Here is a 26,176-nt window from a genome sequence, read left to right on the forward strand (position 1 = left end):
TCGCGTGCCATCACGCGCCCTCCAGTCCTGAGATGAAGTTGACAAGTGCCCGCGGCGTCGGGTGTTCCAGTACGGCGCCGGCGGGGAGCCGGAGCCCGGTCGCGGCGGTGAGCCTGTTGCGCAGGTCGACACTGAGCAGGGAGTCGAAGCCGAGTTCCTTGAAGGAGTCCTCGGCGCCGACCGCGGACGGTTCGAGGTAGCCCAGCACCTCGGCGGTGTGCGTGCGCACCAGCTGCATGAGGTCACCGCCCGCCGAAGGCGCTGCCGCCGCGGGTGCGGGGGCGGGTGCCGCGGACGGTGTCGCGACGGGGGCCGGGGCGGTGGCCGGCGCCGTGGCCCGGACCGGCACTGCTGCGGCCGTGGACGTGGACGTGGGCACGGGCGCCGGGGCGGCGGGCGCCGGGGCCGCGCCGTTCCGGGGCAGGTCCACCAGCCCCTCGAGCAGGCGGGCCGCACGGCTTCCGGGCCGCAGCTGCTCCGGGGCGAGCCGCAGCGGCACCCGGACCGGAGCGGGCGAGGCCAGGTTCTCGAAGAGGAGCCGCATCCCGTCCCCGCTGTCCAGCGGGGCGATCCCGATGCGGGCCAGCGCGGCGGTGTCGGCCTCGGTCAGATGGCCGGTCATCCCGGTGGGCTGCCGCCACAGGCCCCAGGCGAGAGACGTCGCCTCCAGCCCGCGTGCCCGGCGGTACTGCGCGAGGGCGTCGAGATAGGTGTTGGCGGCCGCGTAGTTCGCCTGGCCCGGGTTGCCGAGCACCCCCGCCACCGACGAGAACAGCACGAACGCCGACAGGTCCAGGTGCTCGGTGAGCCGGTGCAGATGCCAGGCCCCGGCGACCTTGGGCCGCAGCACCGCCCGGAGCTGGACCGGCGTGAGCCCGGTGAGCACCCCGTCGCGCAGCACTCCGGCGGTGTGGAAGACACTGCCGGGCCGGTACTCGGCGACGACCTTCGCGACGGCGTCGCCGTCGGCGACGTCGCAGGCCACGAGGGACACCTCGGCGCCGGACGCGGTCAGTTGCGCGCTCAGTTCCGCCGCGCCCTCGGCGGCCGGGCCGCTGCGGCTCACCAGCACCAGATGCCGGGCACCCCGCTCGGCGACCAGGTGCCGGGCCAGTTCGGCGCCGAGACCGCCGGTGCCGCCGGTGATCAGCGTCGGGCGCAGCGGGTCGTAGGAGCGCGGGGTGGTCAGCACGAGTTTGCCCTGGTGGCGGGCCCGGCTGAGCATCCGCAGCGGGACCCGGCCGTCCCGCACGTCCCAGGTGCGCACCGGCAGATGGCGCAGGGCGCCCGCCTCGAACAGGGCGACGAGCTCCTCCAGGACCTCGCTGATCCGGTCCGGCCCGACACCCAGGATGTTGTACGCCCGGTAGGTGATTCCGGGGTGCTCGGCCTCGGTGGCGGCCACGTCGCGCAGATCGGTCTTGCCCATCTCGGCGAACCGGCCGCCCGGCGCGAGCAGGCCGAGGGAGCGGTCGAGGGCCTTGCCGGACAGCGAGTTCAGCACGACGTCCACGCCCCGGCCGCCGGTGGCCGACCGGAAGGCGTCGGCGAAGTCGAGCGTGCGGGAGGAGGCGATGTGGTCGTCGGGGACACCCCAGGCGCGCAGCGTGGGCTGCTTGTCGGCGCGGGCGGTGGCGAACACGTCGGCGCCCAGGTGCCGGGCGAGCTGGATCGCCGCGAGTCCGACGCCACCGGTCGCGGTGTGGATCAGCACCCGGTCGCCAGGCCGGGTGCCGGCCACGTCGACGAGGCACTGGTAGGCGGTGATGAACACGATGGGCACGCCGGCCGCCTGGGCGAAGCTCCAGCCGTCCGGGAGCGGCTTGACCATGCGTTCGTCGGCGACGGCCACCGGTCCCAGCGAGCGCTCGAACATGCCGAACACCCGGTCTCCGGCCGCGAGGCGGGTCACCTCGGCGCCGACCTCGGTGATCACGCCCGCGCCTTCGCTGCCCATGGTCTTCTCGGTGGCGACAAGGCCGAGGCCGACCGTGACGTCCCGGAAGTTCAGCCCGGCCGCGCGCACCTCGACGCGCACCTGCCGGGGGCCCAACTTGGCTTCCGCCTCCGGGTGTTCGACGAGCGCGAGGTCGTCGAGGGTGCCCTTCACGGTGACGTCGAGCCGCCAGGCGCGGCTTCCGGCCGGGGGCCGCAGTCCGCTCTCGCGGGCGATCCGCAGCCGCGGCCGGTACAGCCGTCCGGCCCGCAGGGCCACCTCGGGCTCACCGCAGGCGAGGGCCTGCGGCAGGGCCGCCAGGGACGCCGGGTCGTCGTCGACGTCGATCAGCAGGAAGGTGTCCGGGTGCTCGGTCTGTGCCGAGCGCACCAGTCCGGTGACGGCCGAGGCGGCCAGGTCGCGGACGGGTTCGCGGTCGGTGACGGCGAGCGCCCCCCGGGTGACCACGGCGAGCCGCGAGGCCGTGAACTGCGAGCCGGCGCGCCAGCTCTGCACGAGGTCGGCGGCGGCCAGGGTCAGCCGCTCGGCGTGCGCCGGGTCGCCGTCCGTGCCGGGGGCGGAGCCGAGCGGGGCGACGACGACCGCCGGCGCCGGGAGCATGACCGACTCCAGGTCGGGGAAGTCCGGGCGGTCCCACAGGCCGCCCGCGCCGACCGTCACCCACGCGTCGGGGCCGGACGCGTGGGTGCCGGACGCGTCCGTGCCGCGCATCCGCTCCCACGCCGGTTCGAGGCTGACGCCCCGGTCCTCGGCGGGCAGCGGCCGCAGCGTCAGCGAGCGCACCGAACCGACGAGCCGGTCCTCGCCGTCGAAGAAGGTCAGCGACAGGTCGTCGCCGTCCGGCCGCGCGTGCACGCGCAGGGTCCGGGCGTCGGTGGGCGTCAGGTCGGCGTCGCGCCAGGCGAACGGCACCAGCAGTCCCGCGTCCGCCCGGAGCACGGCCGGGTGCAGGGCCGCGTCGAGCAGCGCCGGGTGGGCGGTGGCGAAGGCGCCCGGCTCCAGGTCGGGCAGCGCCACCTCGGCGAGGATCTCCGCGCCGCGCGTCCACAGGGCGCGCAGTCCGGCGAACGCCGGACCGTAGTGGTAGCCGCGTTCGGCGAGCAGCGGGTAGGCGTCGGCGACGTCGACCGGGGAGGCGTCCTCGGTGGACCAGCGGGCGGGCTCGGCCGGCGCCCGGTCGCGGCCGGCGAGCGCGCCGGAGGCGTGCCGCACCCAGCCGCCGTCGGCCTGACGTGCGTGCACGCTCAGGGCCCTGCGACCGGCGGCGTCCTCGGGGTCGAGGACGATCCTCAGGTCCGCGGCCACCTGTTCGGGCAGCGGCAGCGGCACGCCCAGGGTGAGGTCGGCCACGACGGGCCGGCCGATCCGCTCGCCGACCTCGCCGAGCAGCGACAGGAACACGGTCGCCGGCACCAGCGCGGCGCCCCGGACCACATGGTCGGCCAGCCACGGGTAACGCTCGCGGTCGACGGTCGCGGTGACGACGGTCTGCCCGGAGGGCAGCTCGGTCGGCGCCGCGGTGAACGCGCCGCCGTCGTCGCCGGCCGCGGCCGACGGGGCCGTCGCCCAGAACCGGGTGCGGTCGAACCGGTAGGACGGCAGGTCGATCTGACGGCCGGCCGGCTGCAGCGCGGCGAGGTCCACCGGTCCCACGGAGTCGGGGAGGGCCGCGGCCGACGCCAGGAACTGTGCCGCGCCGCCGCTGTCCCGGCGCAGGGTGCCGAGCACGGCGCCCGTCACCCCGGCCGCGTCCAGGACCTCCTGGACGCCGAAGGTCAGCACGGGGTGCGGGCTGCACTCGACGAAGGTGCGGTGCCGTCGCTCCACCAGTCCCCGCAGCACCGGCTCGAACCGCACGGTGTTGCTCAGGTTGTCGTACCAGTACGCCGCGTCCATGTCCGCGGTGTCGATGACCGCGCCGGTCAGCGTCGAGTGGAGCCTGACGTCGGAGGAGCGCGGCGAGATCCCGGCGAGGTCGGTGAGGAGGCGTTCCTCCAGCGCCTCCATCGCCTCGGTGTGCGACGCGTAGTCGACCTCGATGCGCCGGGCGTCGACGCCCTGCCGTTCGCAGCGCGCCAGCAGGTCGGTGAGGCCGGCGACGTCCCCGGCGACCACGGTCGAGGTCGCCGAGTTGACCGCCGCGACGCTCACGCCGTCCACGCTGTTGAGGAGCCGCTCGGTCTCCTCGGCGCCGAGCAGGACGGACGCCATGCCGCCGGGGGGCGCGAGCTGCGCCAGGGCCTGGCTGCGCAGGGCCACCACCCGGCAGGCGTCGGCGAGGCTGAGCGCACCGGCCACATGGGCGGCGGCGATCTCGCCCTGGGAGTGGCCGACGACCGCGGCGGGCCGTACCCCGGCCGACTTCCACAGCGCGGCCAGCGACACCATCATCGAGAACAGCGCGGGCTGGACGACGTCGACCCGTTCCAGTCCTTCGCCGCGCAGCGTGTCGGTCAGCCGCCAGCCGCACAGCGGGGCCAGTTCCTCCGCGCAGGCCTCCATGCTCGCGCGGAAGACCGCCGACTCCTCCATCAGCGCGAGACCCATCCCGAGCCACTGGGACCCCTGGCCGGGGAAGACGAACACCGGTCCGGCGAGGTCGCGGTAGGACTCGGTGCGCAGCACGGTGGGCGACCGGTAGCGCCCCGGCACGGCCGGCAGGGGGGCGTCGGAGGCCAGCGCCTCCAGTCCGGTCAGCAGGTCCGCGCGGTTGTCGGCGATCACGACGCCTCGCTGCCGGAACGCGCTGCGGCCGCGCAGCGTGTGCGCGACGTCCTCGGGCGCGTCCTGCGGGGTGCGGCCGACGTGGTCGGCGAGAGCCCTGGCCTGGGCGCGCAGCGAGTCGGCGTGCGGGGCGGAGACCGACCACAGCAGCGGCGCCGTCGCGTCGCCGGCGGGTTGCCGCGCGGGCTCGGGCTCGGGCTCGGCCTCCTCGATGACCAGGTGGACGTTGGTGCCGCTGATCCCGAACGAGGACACCCCGGCCCGCCGGGGCCCGTCCCCCCGCTCCCACGGGCGGGCCCGGGTCAGCAGGGCGAGACCGCTGTGCTCCCAGTCGATGTGGTGGGTGGGCCGGGAGACGTTCGGCGTGGCGGGCAGGACGCCGGCCCGCAGCGCCTGCACCGTCTTGATCACCCCGCCGACGCCCGCCGCGGCCTGGGCGTGCCCCAGGTTCGCCTTCAACGAGCCGATCCAGAGCGGACGTTGCGCGTCGCGGCCCCGGCCGTAGACGGCGGACAGCGCCCGCGCCTCGATGGGGTCGCCGAGTTCGGTGCCGGTGCCGTGGGCCTCGACCGCGTCGACGTCGTGCGGGTCCAGTCCGGCCTGGCTCAGTGCCTGCCGGATGACGTCCTCCTGGGCCGCCCGGTTGGGCGCGGTGAGACCGTTGCTCGCGCCGTCGGAGTTGGTGGCGGTGCCGCGGACCACGGCGAGGACGCGGTGGCCGCGCGCGCGGGCGTCGGAGAGGCGCTCCAGCAGCAGCAGTCCGGCGCCCTCCGCCCAGGCGGTGCCGTCGGCGTCGTCGGAGAAGGGGCGGCAGCGGCCGTCGGGCGAGAGTCCGCCCTGCCGGGTGAAGTCGACGAACATGCCGGGCGTCGACATCACCGCGACACCGCCGGCCAGCGCCAGATCGCACTCGCCGTCGCGCAGCGACCGCACCGCCAGATGGACGGCGACCAGCGAGGACGAGCACGCGGTGTCCACCGTGAGGGCGGGGCCGCGCAGCCCGAAGTAGTAGGCGATGCGTCCGGAGGCGACGCTGGTCGAGCTGCCGGTGATGCGGTAGCCGCCGGCGCCCTGGTTGTCCTCGTACAGGCGCGGCCCGTACTCCTGGGCCATCGCCCCGACGAACACACCGGTGTTGCTGCCCGTGAGGGCGTCCCGGCTCAGCCCGGCGCGCTCGAAGGTCTCCCAGGCCGTCTCCAGCAGGATCCGCTGCTGGGGGTCCATGCCCTCCGCCTCGCGGGGCGAGATGCCGAAGAACTTGGCGTCGAAGCGGTCGGCGTCGTCCAGGAAGCCGCCGCGGGTGGTGGTGGAGCGGCCGTCGGCGAGATCCGCCGCACGCCAGCCGCGGTCGGTGGGGAAGGAGGAGGTGGCGTCGCGGCCGTCCGCGACCAGCTGCCACAGGTCGGCGGGCGTGCGCACACCGCCCGGGTAGCGGCAGCCCATGGCCACGACGGCGACGGCTTCCTGGTCACCGTCCAGTGGTCCGGTCTGGGGAGTCATCGAAACTCGTGACCTTTCGTGTCGTCCGACCGGAGCGCCTCGATGAGCGCCGCCGGAGTGGGGTGGTCGAACAGCAGGGTCGTCGGCAGGACGCGGCCGGTGGCCCTGGCGACGGAGGTGCGCAGCGCGACGGCCATGCGGGAGTCCAGACCGAGGTCGGTGAAGGTGGCGTCCAGGTCGAGGTCCGCGCCCGGCGCGCGGCCGAGGATCTCCACGGTGAGGTCGAGGACCAGGTCCAGCGGGTCGCCGGACCACTGCGGCGCGGCCTCCTCGGCTGCCGGGCCGCCCGCGGCCGTCGTCGTGTCCAGCCAGTACGGGCGCCGCTGGAAGGCGTACAGCGGGAGGTCCGCCGGGCGGGCCTGCGGGCCGTAGACCGCGAGCCAGTCGACCGGCTTGCCCAGCACGAACGCGGCGGCCGCCGCCGTGGCGGCCGTGCCGGGAGCGTCCCCGAGGGCCTGCCGGTCCGGCGGCCGTGTGCTCGGCTCCTGCGGCTGGGCGCCCGGCCGGCCCGTGAGGACGGTCGTCCCGTCCTCACGGGTTCCGTCCCCGTGGGTCCCGTCGGCGAGCTCCCGGAGCCCGGCGACGAGGGCCGGGCACGCGACGGCGACGACGGCGGCGCGTACGGGCAGCGCCGCCCGGGTCGTCGCCGAGGCGAGGCCGAGGTCGCGCAGGTCCACGTCGTCGCGGCCGTCCAGCCGGTCGGCCAGCAGGGCCGCCTGGGCGCGCAGCGCCGCGTCGGTGTGCCCGGAGAGCAGCACGGGCACCGGCTCGTCGGCCGCCGCCCCGGGCTCATCCGGCCCCGGTACGGGTACCGGCACGGCGTCCTGGCGCCGGGGCGCCTCGCCGAGCACGGCGTGGGCGTTGGTGCCGCCGAGGCCGAACGACGAGACGCCGCAGACCAGCGGCCCCTCGTCGGGCTGCCAGGCGCGCCGCCGAGTGCTGACGCGCAGCCGCAGTCCGTCGAGGTCGATGTCGGGGTTGGGCCGCCGGTGGTTGAGGGTCGGCGGGAGCTCGCGGTGGAAGAGGCTCGCCGCGGTCTTGATCAGCCCGGCGATACCGGCCGCGCCCTCCAGATGCCCGATGTTGGTCTTCACGGAGCCGACCAGCAGCGGCCGGTCCGCGGGCCGTCCCCGGCCGAGGACGCCGCCGAGGGCCCGCGCCTCCACCGGGTCGCCGGCCTTGGTGCCGGTGCCGTGCAGCTCCACGTACGCGACCTCGGCCGGGTCGACGCCCGCCCTGCGGTAGGCCTCGGCCAGCACGCTCTGCTGGGCGGTCTGGGTGGGTGTCGTCAGGCTCGCGCCGCCGCCGTCGTTGTTGACGGCCGCGGCCAGCACCGTGCAGTACACCCGGTCCCCGGCGGCGAGGGCCGCCTCGAGGGGCTTGAGCACCAGCACGCCGGCGCCCTCGCCCCGCACGATCCCGTCGGCGCTGCGGTCGAAGGTGTGGCAGCGGCCGGTCGGCGACATCGCCCCGAGCTCCTCGATGAGCCGGTCGCCCGTCGGGGTGAGGTTGAGCTGGACGCCGGCGACCACCGCGCTGGCGCACTCCCCGCGGCGCAGACTGCCCAGCGCCTGGTCGAGGGCGGCCAGCGAGGAGGACTGGCCGGTGTCGACGACCGCGCTGGGGCCGGTGAACCTGAAGAAGTAGGACAGCCGGTTGGCCAGGAAGGTCCGTGCCGTGCCGGTCATCGAGTAGGCGTCCACCACCGCGGACATCCGGCTCATCAGCGCGTAGTCGTCCGAGCAGGACCCGACGAAGACGCCGGTCGCCCCGCCGCCCGTGGGCGCCATGCGCGCGTCCTCCAGGGCGTGCCAGCACAGTTCGAGCAGCAGCCGCTGCTGCGGGTCCATCAGGGCGGCCTCGTGCGGGGAGATCCCGAACAGCTCCGCGTCGAAGAGTTCGACGTCGCGCAGGTATCCGCCGGGGCGGCGGCCCTCGCGCAGCCCGGTGCCCGGGCCGATGGCGTCGCCGCCCCGGCGGAGCAGCCGCCAGAAGCCCTGAAGGTCGTCGGCACCGGGGAAGCGGCAGGCCATGCCCACCACGGCCACGGGTTCCCCGGACGCACCGGTGGTGTCGGTCAGCTCAGTCATGTCGGTCCCGTCGGCTCTGTCAGTGGCCAGGTCGGTCATGGCGGTCTCCGGCGGCGACGAGGGTGAGCCGGCGCCGTACCTCGTCCACGGCCTCGCGGTCGTCGCGGCCGCCGCCCGGCACCAGCGCCTGCACGGAGCTGTGCCCGGCGATCACCCGGGGCTGGCGGCGGGCCAGCCGGCTGAGGCCGTCGCCCGGACCGGCCTCCAGCAGCAGGCAGTCGTGCGCGGCGAGCAGGGCGGTGAGCGCCGGGGCGAAGTACACGGTCCGGGCCGCCTGCCAGGCCCAGAAGTCGGGGTCCAGCGCCTGCTGGTCGGCGAGTCGGCCCGGCGTGTAGGCGGAGTAGAAGGGGAAGGCCGGCCGGCACAGCGGCACCGCGCGGAACCCGGGCAGGGTCGCGCGGACGGCGTCGTCGACCGCGGGGCTGTGGAAGGCCTGTCTGGCCTGCACCGGGCGGCAGATGACGCCCCGTTCGTCCAGCGCGCGGGCGGCCCGGGCCAGCGGCTCGCGCTCCCCGGCGAGGAGGAGCTGCCGGGCGGCGTTCACGGCGGCCAGGTGCACGCCCTCGCCGAGCAGGTCGGCGACGTCGTCGGGGGAGGCCGCGACGGCCAGCATCCCGCCGGGCGGGGTGTCGGCGAAGTGCTCGACCCGGTCGCGCATCAGGCGTACGCCGTCCTCGAAGCCGAGGATCCCGGCCAGGGTCGCCGCGGCGACCTCGCCGACGCTGTGCCCGATGATCGCCGCCGGGCGCACGCCCCAGCCGAGCACCATCCGCCCGAGGGCGTGGTTCACCGCGTAGAGCAGCGGCTGGGCGACCGTCACGTCGTCGTACTCCGCCGACGGCGCCTCGGCGAGCCATTCGCGGCGCAGCCGCGGGCCGTCCGGCGCCAGGAGCCGGAACGCCTCGTCCATCCAGTAGGTGAAGGTCGAGTCGTGCCCGTACAGGCCCGCGGCCATCCGCGGGTACTGCGCACCCTGGCCGGGGAAAACGAGTGCGACCGGTGGATTCGGCTGTTGCGCTGTGAGGGGCATCCGGTACCTTCCTTTCCTGCCTTTCCCGCTGCCGCAATATGGGCCCGTGGATTCGACGTTCGCCTGAGCCTCGATCGAGAGCCGCGGACGGAATACGGCTCCGCCCGGCTTTGAGCCGCCCCCGAGCTGTGCCGTGCAGACTCGACGGCCGAATGCCGTCGGGCGGAGGGAATGGTCGTGCCAGCTGAAGAGGTATTCGTTTCCGGGGTGGGACTTCATCTGCCGCCGGCCATGCCGGCCGAGGAGGCGGTCCGGCAGGGGCTGACCGACGAATGGACCGTGCGGCGCACGCGTATGCGGTCGGTGTGCGTCGGCACGGAGGCCGGGCCGCAGATGGCGGTGCGGGCCGCGCGGGAGGCGCTGCGCCACGCGGACGCGGGACCCCAGGACATCGACCTGGTCCTGCACGCCAGCAGCTACTTCCAGGGCTACGACCTGTGGGCGCCCGCCTCGTACGTGCAGCGCGAGGCCGTCGGCAACACCTGCCTGTCGCTGGCCGTCGAGCAGCTGTCCAACGGCGGGATGGCCGCCTTCGAACTGGCGGTGGCCTACCTGCGCGCGGACGCCCGCCGGCACAGCGCTCTCGTGACCACCGGCGACCGGTTCTGCCTGCCGGGGATCGACCGGTGGACCACCGACCCGGGGACCGTGCTCGGGGACGGCGGCACCGCCGTCGTGCTGTCCACCGAGGACGGGTTCGCGCTGCTGCGCAGTCTGGTGACGGTGTCCGACCCGACCCTGGAGAAAATGGGGCGGGGCGACGATCCCTTCGCCGCGACGCCGCTGGAGACCCGGACCCCGGTCAGCGTGGAGGAGCCCCGTGCCCGTCTGGTCAAGGAGATGGGCATGTCGGAGCTGATCGACCGGCTGCACACCGGCCAGCGGACGGCCTTCGAACAGGCCCTGCGGGAGGCGGACGTCAAGCAGGAGGACCTCGACTGGACGGTGCTGCCGCACCTCGGCCGCGCCAAGATGGACTTCCAGTTCTTCTCGGCGCTGGACCTCGACCCGGAGCGGACCACCTGGCCCTGGGGATCGGGAGTCGGCCACCTCGGCGCGGGCGACATGTTCGCCGGTCTCGCCCACCTCACCCGGACCGGCGCCCTGCGTCCGGGCCAGACCGGCGCCCTGGTCAGCGCGGGTGGCGGCTTCGCGTGGACGGTGGCCGTCCTGGAGATCCTGTCCGCGGCCTGAAAGGCGTCCGGCGGATCACGTCGCGCAGGCACCCCGGTGCCGCGACGTGATCCGCCGGACCCTTCTGCAGTGCCGTGGCCTGCCGTGCCGTGCCCGTCCCCGGGCGGCCCGCCCCCGAGCCGCGAAACCCCCGTCGCCGTGCCCCGCGCCCCCGCGCCCCGCAGGCCGGGCGGCCCGGGTCGCCGAGGCTCGCAACGCCGGGGACCGGAACGCCGGGGACCGGAACGCCGGGGACGATAACGCGGTGCGCGGAGCGCGACGGGTTCCGGAGAACCGTCGCACTCCGCGCTCGCGGTGGGCCCGTTCCGGGCGGACGCGCCGCCGTCAGGCCCCGCGCGGTGCGCCGACGAGCCGGCGGCGGTACCCCACGCCGGCGGCCTCGGCCGCGACCTCCGTCACGTACCTGCCGTACGGCGACTTCATCCCCTCGCCCAGTCTCCGGCACGTGTCGGCGTCGATGAAGCCCATCTGCAGGGCGACCTCCTCCAGGCAGGCGATGCGCACCCCCATGCGCTCCTCCATGGCCTGCACGTAGATGCCGGCCTTCAGCAGCGACTCGGCGGTGCCCGTGTCGAGCCAGGCGAAACCCCGGCCGAGTTCGATGAGCTTGGCCTTGCCGCGTTCCAGGTACCACCGGTTGACGTCGGTGATCTCCAGTTCGCCGCGCGGCGACGGGGTGAGGTTCTTGGCCACGTCCACGACGTCGTTGTCGTAGAAGTACAGGCCGGTGATCGCCCGGTCGGACTTGGGTTCGGCCGGCTTCTCCTCGAGCGAGACGAGCCGCCCCTCGGCGTCGGTCACCCCGACCCCGTACCGCTCGGGGTCCGGCACCGGGTAGCCGAAGAGGACGCAGCCGTCCACGTCGCGGGCGTTGCGGCGCAGCAGCTCCCGGAATCCCGAGCCGTGGAAGATGTTGTCGCCCAGCACCAGGGCCACCGGGTCGGCGCCGATGAAGTCGGCCCCGATGGTGAACGCCTGCGCCAGGCCGCCCGGGCTCTCCTGCGCGGCGTAGCTGAGCGAGATGCCCAGCCGCGAGCCGTCGCCGAGGAGCCGCTGGAAGTACGGCATGTCGGTGGGTGTGGTGATGACGAGGATCTCCCGGATGTCGGCCAGCATGAGCACCGACAGCGGGTAGTAGATCATCGGTTTGTCACTGACGGGGAGGAGTTGTTTCGACACGGCCAGTGTGATCGGATGCAGCCGGGTCCCCGTGCCTCCGGCGAGGACTATCCCCTTCATCGTGGGCCCCGGCCTCAGGCGGCCGGACGGTCCTGGTCGATGACGCGCTCCCGGGTCCGGATCTCGCCGGCCTCGGTGCGCACCAGTTCGTCCACCACGGTGAAGGTCGGCTCGAAGTCCACCTTCCCGGCGGCGTCGGTCCGGGTGACCAGGCAGACGTAGTCCACCCGCCAGCCCTGCGCGGTCTTCTCCACGAGGTAGTGGTCGAACCAGTGCCGGGGCACGACCGACCGGTACCGCGGGAGGGCGGCCCGCATCGCCGCGACCATCGCCGCACGGCCGGCGAGGCGTTCACCGCGGTGCGCGTGGTCGATGACGCCGTCCTCGGTGAAGGTGTCGGCGAACTCCTCGATCTTCAGGGCGTCCATCAGGCGGCACTGTCGGGCGTAGAACCCGAGGATCTCCACGTGCTCCTCGGCCGTCACCTTCTGCCGCTCAGCGGTCTGCGTAGCCACGGTGTGCTCCTCCTCGGGCATGGGTTTCCTTCTCCGGAAGCGTTCTCCGGCGGGCTCGAAACCGGCTGGACTACCGCTGCACCGGAATTCCCCCACCGGGTGTTCCAGTGAGGCTCATGCCGTTCGGGCCACCCTTTCCGGCACATTGCCGCGGCATTTTCTTCACGCGCGCCCGCACCCGGAATTGGAGTCGGTATGACGTTGCAACAGGTCCGGTCGGAAATGCGCGAGGTGGCCCCGTCGGTCTACGCCTGGATTCAGCCCGACGGAGGGTGGTGCCTGAACAACGCGGGACTGATCCTCGACGGGGAGTGCGCGGTGCTGGTCGACACGGCCGCCACCGAGCGCCGTACCCGCGTGCTGGCCGAGGCGGTGGGCGCGCTGGCGCCGGCCGGGCCGGACTTCCTCGTCAACACGCACTTCCACGGCGACCACACGTTCGGCAACTCCTACTTCAAGCCGCGGGCGACGATCATCGCCCACGAGAACTGCGCCCGCGACCAGATGGCCGCGGGCCCGGGGCTGCGCGGGCTGTGGCCGGACGTGGAGTGGGGGGAGACGCCGGTCCTCGGGCCCGACGTGACCTACCGCGGCGACGAGGCCGCCGTCCACTCGGGCGGCCGGCGCATCGCGCTGCTGCATCCCGGGACGGCCCACACCACCGGCGACACGGTGGTGTGGCTGCCCGACGAGGGCGTCCTGTTCACCGGGGACGTCGTGTGGTCCGGGAGCACCCCGTTCTGCCTGATGGGCTCGGTCACGGGGTCGCTGGAGGCGATCGGCCGGCTGCGCGCGCTCGGCGCTCAGACGGTGGTGCCCGGTCACGGGCCGGTCGGCGGCGCCGAGTTGCTGGACGAGACCGCCGCCTACCTGAACTGGCTGCTGGAGGTCGCCCGGTCGGGGCTGCGGGCCGGACGCTCGGCGCTGGAGACGGCCCGGACCACCGAACTGGGTGCGTGGGCGGCCTTCCTCGACGCCGAGCGCATCGTCGGCAACCTGCACCGCGCCTACGCCGAGCTCGCCGGAGCGGTGCCGGGCGCGCCGATCGACGTGGCGACGGCCTTCGGGGAGATGACGCAGTTCCACGGGGGCCTCCCGGTGTGCCGCGCCTGAGGGCGGGCCGGCGGCCACGAAGGGCCGGCCGGCACGCGAAGGGGGTGTGACGCGCTGCGCGTCACACCCCCTTCGCCGGAAAGAGGCCGGGCCCCGCCCTCTGGGCAGGACCCGGCCTCCAGGAGGACCGGACGTCACGGCAGGACCGGACGTCAGGGCAGTTCCGGCCAGCCGACGGCACCGGGGGGCTCCGTCCCGGGCGGCTCCGGTCCGGACCGGCTTCCCCAGCCGGTCGCGGGCGGCGCGTCCGCACCGGACGGGTCCCCCCAGCCGCTCCCGGCCGGCCGGGCCTCCGCGCCCGGCCGGCGCCCCCACACGGTCGTCGCCGGCCGGTCCGGGCCGGGCCAGTCCGCCAGGCCGGCCACGGCCGGCACGTCGGGGGTGAGGCGCTGCGCCCAGTCGGCCACCGCGGACGGATCCGCGGCGGACCGGTGCAGGCGGGTCAGCAGCGCGACGGTGAGGGCGGCGATCTCCTGCTCGGTCGGCCGTCCGGAGCGAATCGTGAACAACGGGTCCGCGGTCATGGCTACATCGGGGGGTTGCCGTGTTTGCGCGGAGCCAGGGAGGCACGTTTGCCCTCCAGCATCTCCAGCGCCCGGACGAGGGTCTCCCGGGTGTGCGCGGGGTCGATGATGTCGTCGACCAGCCCGTGCTCGGCCGCGTAGTAGGGGTGCATCAGCTCCTCGCGGTAGGACCGGATGCACTGCTCCCGGGTCTCCTGCGGATCGCCCGACGCCGCGATCTCCCGGCGGAAGATGACGTTCGCCGCGCCCTCGGCGCCCATCACGGCGATCTCGTTGGTGGGCCAGGCCAGGGACAGGTCGGTCCCGATGGACCGCGAGTCCATCACGATCCAGGCGCCGCCGTACGCCTTGCGCAGGATCAGCTGGATGCGGGGGACGGTGGCCACGCAGTAGGCGTAGAGCAGCTTCGCGCCGTGCCGGATGATCCCCTGGTGTTCCTGCTCACGGCCCGGCAGGAAGCCGGGCACGTCGACCAGGGTGACCAGCGGAATGTTGAACGAGTCGCACATCTGGACGAAGCGCGCCCCCTTGTCGGACGCGTCGATGTCCAGGGTGCCGGCCGAGACCATGGGCTGGTTGGCGACCACGCCGACCAGCCGGCCGCCCATCCGGGCCAGCGCGCAGACGATGTTGCCCGCCCAGTTCGGCTGCACCTCGAAATACTCGCCGTCGTCGACGATCTCCTCGATCACCTTCAGGATGTCGTAGGCCTGGTTCGCCGACGACGGGACGAGGTCGAGCAGGGCGTCGTTCCTGCGGTCCACCGGGTCCGTGCAGGAGACGACCGGGGGCAGCGCCCGGTTGTTGGCGGGCAGCAGCGACAGCAGGTACCGGACGTCGGCGATGCAGGTGTACTCGTCGTCGTAGACGAACGAGGAGACGCCGGAGACGCCGGCGTGGACGTCCGCCCCGCCGAGGCCGTTCATGCTGATGTGCTCGCCGGTGACGGCCTGGACCACGTCCGGGCCGGTGATGAACATCTGGGCCACGTCCCGGACCATGAACACGAAGTCGGTCAGCGCGGGCGAGTAGGCGGCCCCTCCCGCGCACGGTCCGAGGATCACGCTGATCTGCGGGATGACGCCGGACGCCTGGGCGTTGCGGCGGAAGATCCCGCCGTAGCCGGCGAGCGCCGTGACGCCCTCCTGGATCCGGGCCCCCGCCCCGTCGCACAGGCTGACCAGCGGGGCGCCGGCGGCGAGGGCCATGTCCATCAGCTTGTGGATCTTCGCGGCGTGCGCCTCGCCCAGGGCGCCTCCGAACATCCGGAAGTCGTGCGCGTAGGCGAAGACCTTCTGTCCGTGGACCAGTCCCCAGCCCACCACGACCCCGTCGGTGTGGGGGCGCTTGTTCGCCAGTCCGAAGGCGGTCGCCCGGTGCTTGCGGAACGCCTCGATCTCGACGAACGTCCCCTCGTCGAAGAGCAGCTCGATGCGCTCCCTGACGGTGAGTTTGCCCTTGGCGCGCTGGGCTGCGGTCGCCTCGACGCTCGGTCCCTCGCGGATGACCGCCTTGAGCCGGGCGAGCTCCTCGGTGCGGGTCCGCAGGTCGTTGCGTTGGACGGCCTCCTCGAGGTCGTCCGGGAGTATCGCGTTCCCGGACGACTCGGCGACTGACGTCAGCATGAATGCCCTTTCGTTGCGACATGGCGATGACGATGACGGACTGCTGCTGCCGCTCAGCGGAGCTGGCGCACCACCATCGCCGAGTTGAAGCCGCCGTGCCCGCGGGCGACGATCAGCGCCGACCGGATCGGGCCCTGCCGCGGCTCGCCGACCACGAGGTCCATCTCGTACTCGGGCACGGCCTCCCGGACGCCGACGGCGGGCGGGATGGCACTCCAGAACATCGACAGCAGCGCCGTGGCGACGTCCAGGGAGGCTCCGCCGGCGAACAGCCGTCCGGTCATGGTCTTGGGCGCGGCGACCGGGACACCGTGGGGCCCGAAGACCTCCTTGAGGGCCTCCGCCTCCACCTGGTCCAGTTCGGCCTCGCCCACCGCGTCGGCGAAGACGACGTCGATGTCCGAGGCGTCCATGCCGGCGTCGCCCAGCGCCATCTCGATGGCCCGCTGCAGGCCCGGCGGGCGGCCGGGGGTGCCCGGGTCGAAGGTGGAGGCGTACCCGGCGATCTCGCCGAAGACGGTGGTGCCGATCCGTTTCTTCGCGCTCTCCGGCGTCTCCAGCACCATGATCGCGCCGCCCTCGCCGGGGACGTAACCGCCGGCGCGCTCGTCGAAGGGCAGATAGGCCCGCTGCGGGTCGGAGCTGCGGCTGATCCGGCCGGTGGCCTGGTGGGCGACCCACGCCCACGGGCAGAGCGTGCTGTCGATGCCCCCGGTGAGCATGAGGTTGGCGCCGTCCCGCAGCTGCCGCCGGGCGTGGCCGATCGCGTCGATCCCGCCGGCCTGCTCGCTGATCACCACGGCGCCGGGCCCGTGCATCTTGTGGCGAATGGATATCTGGCCCGTGTTGACCGCGTAGAACCACGCGAACGACTGGTAGGCGCTGACGTACTCCGGGCCCTGGTGGTGCAGCTTGGCCAGTTCGCGCTGGCCGAACTCGTAGCCGCCGCCGGAGGCCGCGGTGACCACGCCCATCTCGTCGGTGGGGACGTCGCCGCCCCGCACCCCCGCCTGGCGCAGCGCCCAGTCGGTGGCCACCAGCGACAGCCGGGTGATGTGGTCGGACTGCGGCAGGATGCGGTCCTGCAGATGCCGGTCGGGCACGAAGTCGGGTATCTCGCCGCCGAGTTTGCAGCGGTACTTCGAGATGTCGAACTTGGTCACCCGGCGGATGCCGGACTGGCCGGCCATCAGCGCCCGCCAGTACGACGTCGGACCCAGCCCGTTGGGCGCCGCGATGCCGATTCCGGTCACCACTGCTCGCCTGGTCATCGCTTCGCTCCTCGTACGTTTCGCAGGATCATCGCGCTCTGGAAGCCGCCGAAGCCGCTGCCGACGGTCAGCACGGTGTTGAGCCGCTTCTCGCGGGCCACGTTGGGCACGTAGTCCAGGTCGCACAGCGGGTCGGGTTCGTTGAGGTTGGCCGTCGGCGGGATCAGTCCCTCGCGCATGGCGAGCAGGCAGCCGGCGATCTCCAGCGAGCCGATCGCGCCCAGCGAGTGACCGATCATCGACTTGAAGCCGCTGATCGGCGTGGTGAAGGCATCCTCGCCGAGGCTGCGCTTGAAGGCGCCCGTCTCGTGCAGGTCGTTCTGCTTGGTGCCCGAGCCGTGCGCGTTGATGTAGTCGATGTAGGGGGGCAGGATCCGCGCCTCGTCCATCGCCACCTCGATCGCCGAGGCCATGTCCTTGCCCTCGGACTCGAGACCGGTCATGTGGTACGCGTTGCAGCGCGAGGCGTACCCGGCGATCTCGCCGTAGATCTGCGCGCCACGGGCCCGTGCGTGCTCGAGCTCCTCGACGACGACGATCGCGCAGCCCTCGGCCAGCACCAGACCGTCGCGGGTCTTGTCGAAGGGGCGGCAGGCGTGCTCGGGGTCGTCGTTGCGGGTGGAGCTCGCGCGGAGCACGTCGAAGCAGACCACCGTGATCGGCGACAGCGGGGCCTCCGTGCCGCCGCTGACGACGACGTCGGCGCTGCCCTCCTCGATCAGGCGGGCCGCGTAGCCCACCGAGTCGATGCCGGAGGTGCAGCCGGTGGAGACCAGGGTGACCGGTCCCTCCGCGCCGGTCTGCGTGGCGAGTTCGGCCGCCATCGAGCTGGGGTTCACGTAGTCGTACAGATGGGGGACGGTGTAGCCCTGGTCGACCTCCCAGAGCCGGCCGCCGTCACTGCCGATGGTGAACTCCCGCTCCAGACTGGTGGTGCAGCCGACGGCGGAGCCGAGGGCGACGCCGACCCGGGTGGGGTCCATGACGTCGAACTGCAGGCCCGCGTCCGCGACGGCTTCCCGGCCCGCGACCACGGCGAACTGCGCGGCCCGGTCGAGGCGGCGCACGTCCTGCGGGGTGAGCCCCGACTTCAGCGGGTGGAAGTCGACCTCGCCCGCGATGCGGGAACGGAAGGCCGAGGGATCGAAGTGGGAGATCGCCCTGGTCGCCGTCCTGCCCTCGGCAAGTAGGCTCCAATATTCCTTGACACCTATGGCACCTGGCGAAATGACGCCGAGCCCGGTGATCACAGCGCGACGGGACACCGATGGCCTCCTGGATCAATGCAGGTTGGTTTGTACGAGAATGCGGCGTCTGGCTAGTGACTGACTCGACAATCACCGCACCGGCACTGCGGACACCTCGCGGGCCCGCTTCTCGGCGGCCTGGTGCGCCTGCGCCAGCGACTGCTCGGCGAGCGGCACGAGCGCGGCCATCGCTGGCACCCGGGAGGCCAGCGAGAGCTGGGCGGCGATGATCTCGACGTCCAGGCCGAGGCCGGTGCCGAACACGGTCTGCAGGTACGGGCCGCAGTGGTTGGCCTTCTCCATGGGAGCGCCCGGGCTGTAGCCGCCGCCGTAGCTGGCGACAACGGTCGCGGGACGCCCGGCCAGCGGGCCGGGGCTGCCGTCGAAGGTGATCGTGCGGTCGTTGACCAGCACCTGGTCGAGCCACGCCTTGAGGGTGGAGGGGATCGACCAGTTGTACATCGGGGTGCTCACCAGCAGCGTGTCGGCGGCCAGCAGCTCCTCGACGAGTTCGTCGCGCAGCAGCATGGCGGCGCGCTGGTGACCGTCGTGCGCGGCCGGCGGGACGAACCCCGCGGTGACGCCCGCCTCGGTCAGCGGCGGCACGGGCACGGCGCCCAGGTCCCGGTAGGTGACGACGCCGTCCGGGTTCTCCTTCTGCCACGCCCGGCGGAAGGTCCTGGCCAGTTCCCGGGAAACCGAGCCCCGGGACAAGGCGGAGGAGTCGATGTGCAGCAGGTGCGGCATGGCTGTCTCCCGAAAGTCTGCGGATGGTGGCAGGGGTCCGTTCACGCCACGGTCGGCCAGCCCGCTCGTGTCACGGCGGACCCCGCCTCAAGCGGCCCCGGCGCCCCGGCATGCGTCAGGGGCGGGACGCCCACGGCGTTCCCACCCCTGTTGCTCCGCTGCGATCCGGCCGTTCCGCGGATCCAGAACGGCCCGCGGGCCCCGGCGACTCCGGCTCCCCGGCGTCCCGGCTTCCCGGCGTCGGGCGCTCCTACGGGACGAGCGCGGTCAGCAGGACCGACTGGTCGCCCTCGATGCTCCGGGCCCCCTGGTAGTCGAGGCCGGCCTGCTCGAACAGCGCCGCGAACTGGTCGACGCTGCGCCGCTTCCCGCCGCCCATGAGCACCATCAGCAGGTCGACGGCGGTGCAGATCTCCTCGAACGGGCTGTCACCGCCCAGCAACATGTCGACGACGACCACCCGGGCGCCGGAGGCCGCGGCCCGCGCCGTGTTGCGCAGGATCGCGACGACCGTGTCGTCGTCCCACATGTACATCATGTGCTTGTACAGATAGGTGTCCGCGCCGCCGGGCACGGACTCTCGGCAGTCCCCGGCGAGCAGTTCGGCACGGGCGGCCAGCGCGCCGCCCGCCCGCAGCCGTTCGTCGACGCCCGGCAGCACCTGCTCCAGCTCGAGCAGCACCCCGTGGATGTCGGGGTACGCCTCCAACAGCTGCAGCAGCAGCTGTCCCTGGCCGCCGCCCACGTCCATCACCGTCTCGCCGGGACGCGGGGCGAGCGCCGCCACCAGGGCGGGGGCGTTGTTGAGCAGGATGGTGTTGGCGGTCATCGCCCGGTTGAAGATCGCGCCGGCCTCGGGGTCGTCGTTGACGAAGTAGCTCTGCGCCTGGGTGCCGAAGACCTTGGGGAAGGCCGCCTCGCCGGTGCGCACGGCGTCCGCGGTGTGGTGCAGCACCGAGACCGGCACGTGCAGCCACCCGAAGCGGATGACGTCGGGGGCGCCCCAGGTGGAGTCCTGACGGATCATCCGCGACAGCTCGGTGTGCCGGAACCGGCCGTCCTCGAGGGCCTCGAAGAATCCGTGGCAGGCCAGCGCGCGCAGCAGCCGGCCGAGCGCGTCCGGGTCGGCGTCGACGGCCTTCGCCAGCTCCTCGGCGCCGAGCGGCTCGTCGTCCAGCGCGTCGGCCACCTTCAGGTCGACGGCGGCCTGGACGAACTGCAGGGCCGCGAAGCCCATGCCGATCCGGTACAGCTTCACCCGGGCTTCGAGGGAGGGAAGTGCGGGAGTGGTCATGGCTCTCTCTGCTCCAATCGTGCCGGTCGTGCCGGTCGTGGGGGCTCGGGTCAGCTGTGCTGTGCCGCGAGCCGGGCGTAGTAGCGGCCGGGGTCGGGCACGTCGTGGCGGATGACCCGGGACCTGGCGCGCAGCCCCTCCGCGGTGCGCACCAGCTCGTCCGTGACGACGCAGCTCGGCTCGAAGGTCACGTCGCCGTTCTCGTCGGTGACGCTGACCAGGCAGGTGGCGGTGACCCGGGTCGCGCCGTCCGGCTGCGGCTCGGCCCGGCGGTTCTCGAACCAGTGCCGGATGGTGCTGCTCCCGTAGCGGGAGATGTTCGCGCGCACGCCCTCCAGCAGGGCGGGGCGGCTGCGCAGCTGCCAGGCGCCCTCGTAGCCGAAGAAGCAGTCCTCGGTGAAGGTCTGCACGAAGGCCTCGAAGTCGCGCCCCTCCAGCAGCGGCATCTGGTGGACGTAGAAGGCGGCGATCTCCGGAGGGAGATGCGTGGGCTGCTCGGTGTGCTGGCCGGTGTGCTGCTCCGAGTGCTGCAGCGTCTGCGACACGGTGCACCCCTTTCGACGGTCCGGTGGTTCGCGGGAACCGCACCGTGCACCCCGCCGCTCCAGAGCGGCTGGAGCGGCGGTGAAACGCCGGCGGCGGGGCCCCGTCCGCGTCGATCACGGCTCCGGGCGGTCCGCGAACCCGGACGCTCCAGCCGGGCGCGACCTCCCTTCGAGACCGCTCCCGCACCCTCGGCACAGCACGATCTTCGATCCCTCGCACAAGGAGCTGACGACATGTCCGACGGGACGCCGACGAAGAGCCAGGAGGTGCGGCTCGTCTCCTACCCGGACGGCGAGCTCTCCCTCGACCACTTCGAGGTCGCCGTGACGGAGCTGGCCGAGCCGGAGCCGGGTCAGGTGGTGGTCCGCAACGACTGGATGTCCCTCGGCACGGTCTACCGCGACCAGATGCAGTCCTCACTGGACATCCCGATCCCCGTGTTCCAGCTGGGCCAGCCCATGTGGGGCCGCACGGTCGGCACCGTGGTGAAGTCGGCCAGCCCCGACCTGGCCGTGGGCGACCTGGTCGAGCACTTCAGCGGCTGGCGCGACCATGTCGTGGGCTACGCCGGGCAGTTCTTCAAGCGGGATCCCGAACTGCTGCCCGGCAGCGAATACTTCCTCTCCAACGGGCCCACGGCCTGGCGCGGGCTCGCCGAGATCGCCAAGGTCCGCGAGGGCGACGTGGTGTTCGTCTCCGGCGCCACGTCCGGCGTCGGCTGCCTCGCCGCCCACATCGCCAAGGCGCTCGGCGCGGTCAAGGTCATCGGCAGCACCGGCTCCCCGCAGAAGATCGACTTCCTGGTCCGGGAGGCCGGCTACGACGCGGCGTTCGACTACCACGACGGCCCGGTCGTCGACCGGCTGCGCGAGCTGGCCCCCGACGGGATCACCGTCTTCTTCGACAACGTCGGCGGCGAGCAGTTCGAGGCCGCGGTGCAGGCGGCCGCCCCCGGGGCCCGCTTCGCGCTCTGCGGCTCGCTGGCCGCACAGCACGGCGAGGACGCCCGCCCCCGGCTGGACCTGCAGAGCCTCATCCCGCGCGAGCTGTCCTTCCAGGGCTTCGCGACCCTGCACACCCCGCAGCAGATCGAGGACTGGAACACACAGTTCGGCGCCTGGCTCGCCGAGGGCCGGATCTCCTTCCCGCACACCGTGGTGGAGGGCGGCGTCGCCGCGCTGCCGCAGGCCATGATCGATCTGATGAAGGGCCGGCTCTCCGGCACCGCGCTGGTGAGGTTGTCCTGACCGTGAGTACCTCCGCAGGCCCGGTCCTGAGTGTGCGGGCGCTCAACCGCGCGCTGATCCACCGCCAGTTGCTCGCCGAGCGGTCCACGATGTCGCCCGTGCGGGCCGTCGCCCATCTGGCCGGGTTGCAGGCCCAGGCCCCCAACCCGCCGTACATCGGGCTGTGGACCCGGCTCGCGGACTTCGCGGTCGAGGACCTGGCGGTCCTGGTCCGGGAGCGGAAGGTGGTGCGCATCGCCCTGATGCGCTCCACCATCCACCTCGTCACCGACGACGACTGCCTCGCCCTGCGTCCGCTGCTGGCCGAGATGCTGGCCCGCACGGTCAAGGGGCAGTTCGGCCGTCAGGTCGCGGGCCTGGACACTGACGAGATCGCCAAGCTGGGCACGGAGCTGGCCGAGGAGCGCACGCTCACCTTCGCCGAGCTGGGCGCGCTGATGGCGCAACGCATGCCGGGCCACGACGCCAACGCGCTGGCCCAGACCGTGCGCAACCTGGTGCCGCTGGTCCAGGTCCCGCCGCGCGGGCTCTGGGGCCACAGCGGTCAGGCCGCGCACACCACCGTCGAGCGCTGGCTGGGCCGCGGGCTCGATCCGGACGCCTCCCTCGACACCTACGTACGGCGCTACCTGGCCGCGTTCGGCCCGGCGAGCGTCAAGGACATGCAGAAGTGGTCCGGTCTGACCCGGCTGAAGGAGGCGTTCACCCGGCTCGGGCCGGCCCTGCGCACCTACCGGGACGAGACCGGGACCGTGCTCCACGACCTGGCCGGGACGCCTTTGCCGGACCCGTCCGAGGAGCTGCCCGCCCGGTACCTGCCCGAGTTCGACAACATCCTGCTCTCGCACGCCGACCGGGAACGGATCATGGCGGCGGAGCACCGTCCGAGGGTCTTCACCAGCAACGGCATCATCCGCGCCACCTTTCTGATCGACGGCTTCGTGCGGGGTCTGTGGCGGATCGACCGTGCCAAGGACGCCGCCACTCTGGTCGTCGAGCCCTTCGTCCCCCTGGCACGCCGGGACGTCGTCGAACTGACCGAGGAGGGGGAGCGGCTGCTGAGCTTCGCCGCCTCCGGGACCGGGCGCCACGACATCCGGTTCGAGACGGTCGGCTGACACCCGCGCGCCCACATCAGAGGAGTCACCCACCATGACCGTCGCCACCCTCTCCACCCGCGACCTGTCGTCGGCGGCCGCCGAGCTGGCCGGCCTGTCGGCCGGGCACGCCGCGGCCGCCGACGCCTGCGGACGTCTGTCCGCGGACGTCGTCACCGCCCTGCGCGCGAGCGGCTTCGCGCGGCACTTCGTCTCAGCGCGCTTCGGCGGGGCCGAGGGGAGCGTCGCCGACTTCGTACAGGGCGTGCTGCGGGTGTCGGCGGCGTGCGCCGCCACCGGCTGGTGCGTCGCGCTGCTGGCCGCGTCCTCCCGCTACGCCGCGCATCTGCCCGAGCAGGGGCACGAGAAGCTGTGGGGGTCGGGCGCCGACGCCCTCATCGCCACCGGTCTGGTGCCGGCGGGCACGGCGGAGCCGTCCGAGAACGGCTACCGGCTCTCCGGCCGCTGGCAGTACATCAGCGGCGTCGACTTCGCGGACTGGGTGCTGCTGTGCGCGAACGTGTCCGAGGAGGACGCGGGGCCGCGCTTCTTCGCGCTGCCCCGCGGGACCTTCGGCGTGGTGCAGTCCTGGGACTGCGTCGGCATGCGGGCCACCGGCAGCCACACCGTGGTCGTCGACGACGTGTTCGTGCCGGCCCATCTGTCCTTCGCCCGCGCGGAGATGGAGACCGGCGTCAACAACTGGTCCCCGCTCCCCGCGCACAACATCCCCTTCCAGGCGATCGGGGCGACCACGTTCGCCGCCCCCGCCGTGGGCGCCGCGCAGGGCGCGCTGGCGGCCGCCGTCCGCGTACTGAAGGGCAAGCGGCTCACCGAAGCGCTCCAGATCGAGCTGGTCCGGGCGACGGCGCGGATCGACTCGGCGCGTCATCTGGTCGAGCAGAACGCCGCCGTGATCGACGACCGCACTTTCACGCCAACCTTTTTGGCACGCAATCAGCGGAATGCCTCGTTCGCCGGCGAACAGGCGGCCGAAGCCGTCACGGCACTGGTGCGCGTGGCGGGCACGGCGGGGCTGAGCGGCTCGGGTGAGCTGCAACGCGTCTGGCGTGACGTCACGACGGCGACGAGCCATGTTGCGCTGCGCTACGACATCACCCGGGCAGCGGCGAACTACAGCACGGCACTTATCGAACAAGCCATCTGAGGAAACTTGCGTACACGGCCAGATTCCGATGCTTGAATGACCACGTGATCAGAGTCTTGCTGGCTGAGGATCTCCACATGCTGCGCAGGGCACTTGTCTCCCTGCTGAGCCTCGAAGGGGACATAGAGGTCGTCGCGGAGCTGTCGAACGGTTCGGAGGTCGTGGCGCGCGCGCTGGAGTGCCGGCCCGACGTCGCCGTGCTGGACATCGACCTGCCGGGCACCGACGGGATCAGCGTGGCGTCCGCGCTGTACACCACGCTCCCGGAGTGCCGCACCCTGATCCTCACCGGACTGGGGCAGCCCGGCCATCTGCGCCGGGCGGTGGCGGCCCACGCCCAGGGCTTCCTGCCCAAGGACGCCGAGCCGGAGCGTCTGACCGCCGCGATCCGGGCCATCGCCAGGGGCGAGCGCGCGTTCGACGCGACGCTCGCCCTCGCCGCGCTGGAGACCGAGCCGGGCGCGCTCACCTCCCGCGAGGTCGAGGTGCTGCGGCTGGCGGCCCAGGGCGAGGAGGCGGCCCAGATAGCGAGGAAGCTCCACCTCGCCACCGGCACCGTGCGCAACTACCTCACCACCGCGGTCACCAAGCTGGGCGCCCGCAACCGGGTGGACGCCATCAGGATCGCCCGCGAATCGGGCTGGCTGTGAGCCGCCCCGCGCCTCCCGCCCCCTAGGGCGTGACCGGGGCGTGCCGCCCGCGCGGCCCGCAGCTCCCCGCCCCGCCGTGCCCTGCGCCAGAGCGTTCCGCCCGCGCGGCCCGCCCCGCGGCGCTCTGTTCCGCAGCGTCCGCCCGCACGTCCCGCCCCCTGGTGTCCCGCCGTCAGGACGGTACGGGTGCCCGGGCCGCCGGGACCTCGCCCAGGGGCATCTCCAGGCGGAGTTCGAACCAGCCGTTGCCGTCGACGCCGGCCGTGAGACGTCCGCCGAGGCGTTCCACGCGGAACGTCAGGTTCTTGATGCCGCTGCCGCCCCCCTGCTGCGCGCCCTGGACCGAACCGGTGCGGGCCACACCGTCGTTGGCCAGCCGGAACCAGACCACGCCGGCCCGGCGGCCGGTCTCGATCTCGCACCGTCTGACCTCGCTGTGCCGCAGGATGTTGGTCAGTCCCTCGCGGAACACCGTGGCCAGTACGGTGTCCACCTCGGTCGACAGCGAGTCGGACGCCACGTCGACCTTCGCCTGCACGCCGAGCGTCGAGAGCATGGCCTGGGCGGCGCGCACCTCGGCGCACAGGGACATCTCCCGGTACCCGTGGGCGACCGCGCGGACGTCGGCGAGCGCCTGGCGGGAGATGTCGAGGACCTCGGAGATCTCCTGCCGGGTCTGTTCGGCGGTCACCGGCGTCAGCCGGTAGGCGAGCTCGCACTTGAGGGTGATCGTGGAGAGGCTGTAGCCGAGCAGGTCGTGCAGGTCCCGGGCGAAGCGCAACCGCTCCTGGGTGACCGCGAACTGCGCCAGCTCGGCACGGGAGCGGTGCACCTCGGAGACCAGGTCGGTGAGCCGGGACAGGCCGAACACCACGAGCCCGGTCAGGATCGTGGACACGGTCGTGTAGGAGACGTTCCGCCAGCCGAGCCCGATACCGAACTGCAGCAGGTCCGTGCTGACGACGATCAGGCCGAACGCCGTCCACCCCTGACGCACCTCGCGCAGCACCAGCAGCGCCGACCCCGCCAGCAGTCCGGGCAACGGCAGCCAGGCCAGCCCGAACTGCAGGAAGGGCACATAGGTCAGCAGCGCCTGCAGAAGCAGCAGGAACCACCGGTGCCGGCCCAGCCGCGACGCCAGCCGGGGCGCCACCCTCGGCAGCAGCCGTGGGAAGGAGATGACGAACTGCAGCGCCAGCACCAGCGCGAGCAGCCCCAGCGCCTCGGCCAGCCGGGCCGCCGAGTGCGGGGCGGCCGTCAGATAGGTGACCGCCACGAAGCCGAAGGCCAGCAGGACGACCGTGGTGATGCCTGCTGCGATCCTGGGTGCGAGCTGCGCGGCCGTCGCTTCGGTCTCGTCGGCCGGCAGATCGTTGGGTTCCATAGGTTCCATGCCGTCTCGACCGCTCCCCGCCCCGAGTCCCAGCTGGTGAAAGCGCACCATACCGGTCTTCCCAC

The 26,176-nt window shown here is 73.2% G+C and carries 19 protein-coding genes; 6 read left to right on the forward strand and 13 right to left on the reverse strand.

Going from position 1 to position 26,176, the window contains the following annotated elements:
* Window positions 1–10: 10 nt before the first annotated feature.
* Genes C6376_RS07250 through C6376_RS07260 form a run of 3 tightly spaced genes read right to left on the reverse strand, consistent with a single transcriptional unit; the run spans window position 11 to window position 9,301 of the window.
* A complete protein-coding gene (locus C6376_RS07250; RefSeq protein WP_107442661.1) occupies window positions 11–6,181 on the reverse strand; it encodes a type I polyketide synthase in 6,171 nt (2,056 codons plus the stop codon).
* Window positions 6,178–8,271: a beta-ketoacyl synthase N-terminal-like domain-containing protein gene (locus tag C6376_RS07255; RefSeq protein ID WP_159083161.1), complete on the reverse strand. Its 2,094-nt coding sequence runs from the start codon at window positions 8,269–8,271 to the stop codon at window positions 6,178–6,180. The genes C6376_RS07250 and C6376_RS07255 overlap by 4 nt, the downstream gene beginning before the upstream one ends.
* A gap of 19 nt (window positions 8,272–8,290) precedes the next feature.
* Entirely contained in the window at window positions 8,291–9,301 is a 1,011-nt protein-coding gene (locus C6376_RS07260) for an acyltransferase domain-containing protein (RefSeq protein WP_107442663.1), read from the reverse strand.
* A gap of 207 nt (window positions 9,302–9,508) precedes the next feature.
* On the opposite strand from C6376_RS07260, the gene C6376_RS07265 reads away from it, so the two are divergent.
* On the forward strand, window positions 9,509–10,495 hold the full coding sequence (locus C6376_RS07265) for a ketoacyl-ACP synthase III family protein (RefSeq protein WP_254075858.1): 987 nt from the start codon (window positions 9,509–9,511) through the stop codon (window positions 10,493–10,495).
* A 324-nt stretch (window positions 10,496–10,819) separates the two neighbouring features.
* Here the strand turns inward: C6376_RS07265 and rfbA are convergent, their stop codons facing one another.
* On the reverse strand, window positions 10,820–11,734 hold the full coding sequence (gene rfbA, locus C6376_RS07270) for a glucose-1-phosphate thymidylyltransferase RfbA (protein WP_107442665.1): 915 nt from the start codon (window positions 11,732–11,734) through the stop codon (window positions 10,820–10,822).
* Window positions 11,735–11,748: 14 nt separating this feature from the next.
* A complete protein-coding gene (locus C6376_RS07275) occupies window positions 11,749–12,189 on the reverse strand; it encodes a nuclear transport factor 2 family protein (RefSeq protein WP_254075859.1) in 441 nt (146 codons plus the stop codon).
* A gap of 195 nt (window positions 12,190–12,384) precedes the next feature.
* Between C6376_RS07275 and C6376_RS07280 the strand changes: the two genes are divergently transcribed.
* Window positions 12,385–13,302, forward strand: coding sequence for an MBL fold metallo-hydrolase (locus C6376_RS07280; protein WP_216825577.1), 918 nt, complete (start codon window positions 12,385–12,387; stop codon window positions 13,300–13,302).
* Between the two features lie 152 nt (window positions 13,303–13,454).
* Here C6376_RS07280 and C6376_RS07285 read toward each other — a convergent pair whose 3' ends face one another.
* The 7 genes from C6376_RS07285 to C6376_RS07315 form a co-directional block, all read right to left on the reverse strand.
* Window positions 13,455–13,826, reverse strand: a complete 372-nt coding sequence (locus C6376_RS07285) for an acyl-CoA carboxylase epsilon subunit (protein ID WP_107442668.1) — start codon at window positions 13,824–13,826, stop codon at window positions 13,455–13,457.
* A gap of 2 nt (window positions 13,827–13,828) precedes the next feature.
* The gene (locus tag C6376_RS07290; RefSeq protein ID WP_107442669.1) at window positions 13,829–15,451 is read right to left on the reverse strand and encodes an acyl-CoA carboxylase subunit beta; all 1,623 of its coding nucleotides are present in this window, start codon (window positions 15,449–15,451) and stop codon (window positions 13,829–13,831) included.
* A 53-nt stretch (window positions 15,452–15,504) separates the two neighbouring features.
* Window positions 15,505–16,722 (reverse strand): ketosynthase chain-length factor, encoded by a 1,218-nt coding sequence (locus C6376_RS07295; protein WP_107442670.1) that lies wholly within the window; start codon window positions 16,720–16,722, stop codon window positions 15,505–15,507.
* Entirely contained in the window at window positions 16,719–17,987 is a 1,269-nt protein-coding gene (locus tag C6376_RS07300; RefSeq protein ID WP_107442671.1) for a beta-ketoacyl synthase, read from the reverse strand. The genes C6376_RS07295 and C6376_RS07300 overlap by 4 nt, the downstream gene beginning before the upstream one ends.
* 72 nt (window positions 17,988–18,059) lie before the next feature.
* The gene (locus C6376_RS07305) at window positions 18,060–18,716 is read right to left on the reverse strand and encodes an FMN-dependent NADH-azoreductase (protein ID WP_107442672.1); all 657 of its coding nucleotides are present in this window, start codon (window positions 18,714–18,716) and stop codon (window positions 18,060–18,062) included.
* Window positions 18,717–18,966: 250 nt separating this feature from the next.
* Window positions 18,967–20,010 carry a methyltransferase gene (locus C6376_RS07310; protein ID WP_107442673.1) on the reverse strand — a complete coding sequence of 348 codons (1,044 nt, stop codon included), beginning with the start codon at window positions 20,008–20,010 and terminating at the stop codon, window positions 18,967–18,969.
* 50 nt (window positions 20,011–20,060) lie between these two features.
* A complete protein-coding gene (locus C6376_RS07315) occupies window positions 20,061–20,555 on the reverse strand; it encodes a nuclear transport factor 2 family protein (RefSeq protein ID WP_107442674.1) in 495 nt (164 codons plus the stop codon).
* Between the two features lie 234 nt (window positions 20,556–20,789).
* Here C6376_RS07315 and C6376_RS07320 point away from each other — a divergent pair, with 234 nt between their 5' ends.
* From C6376_RS07320 to C6376_RS07335, 4 genes are read left to right on the forward strand one after another with little or no spacing between them, the layout of a single operon-like run.
* The gene (locus C6376_RS07320; protein WP_107442675.1) at window positions 20,790–21,803 is read left to right on the forward strand and encodes an NADP-dependent oxidoreductase; all 1,014 of its coding nucleotides are present in this window, start codon (window positions 20,790–20,792) and stop codon (window positions 21,801–21,803) included.
* Between the two features lie 2 nt (window positions 21,804–21,805).
* Window positions 21,806–22,921: a winged helix DNA-binding domain-containing protein gene (locus C6376_RS07325; RefSeq protein WP_254075860.1), complete on the forward strand. Its 1,116-nt coding sequence runs from the start codon at window positions 21,806–21,808 to the stop codon at window positions 22,919–22,921.
* Window positions 22,922–22,955: 34 nt separating this feature from the next.
* A complete protein-coding gene (locus C6376_RS07330) occupies window positions 22,956–24,068 on the forward strand; it encodes an acyl-CoA dehydrogenase family protein (protein WP_107442676.1) in 1,113 nt (370 codons plus the stop codon).
* Between the two features lie 44 nt (window positions 24,069–24,112).
* Window positions 24,113–24,718, forward strand: coding sequence for a DNA-binding response regulator (locus C6376_RS07335; protein WP_057577775.1), 606 nt, complete (start codon window positions 24,113–24,115; stop codon window positions 24,716–24,718).
* Between the two features lie 172 nt (window positions 24,719–24,890).
* Here the strand turns inward: C6376_RS07335 and C6376_RS07340 are convergent, their stop codons facing one another.
* Complete coding sequence (locus tag C6376_RS07340) at window positions 24,891–26,102, reverse strand: sensor histidine kinase (protein ID WP_107442677.1); 1,212 nt, start codon at window positions 26,100–26,102, stop codon at window positions 24,891–24,893.
* Window positions 26,103–26,176: the final 74 nt, after the last annotated feature.

It is taken from the genome of Streptomyces sp. P3 (genome assembly GCF_003032475.1).
Taxonomy (GTDB): Bacteria; Actinomycetota; Actinomycetes; order Streptomycetales; family Streptomycetaceae; genus Streptomyces.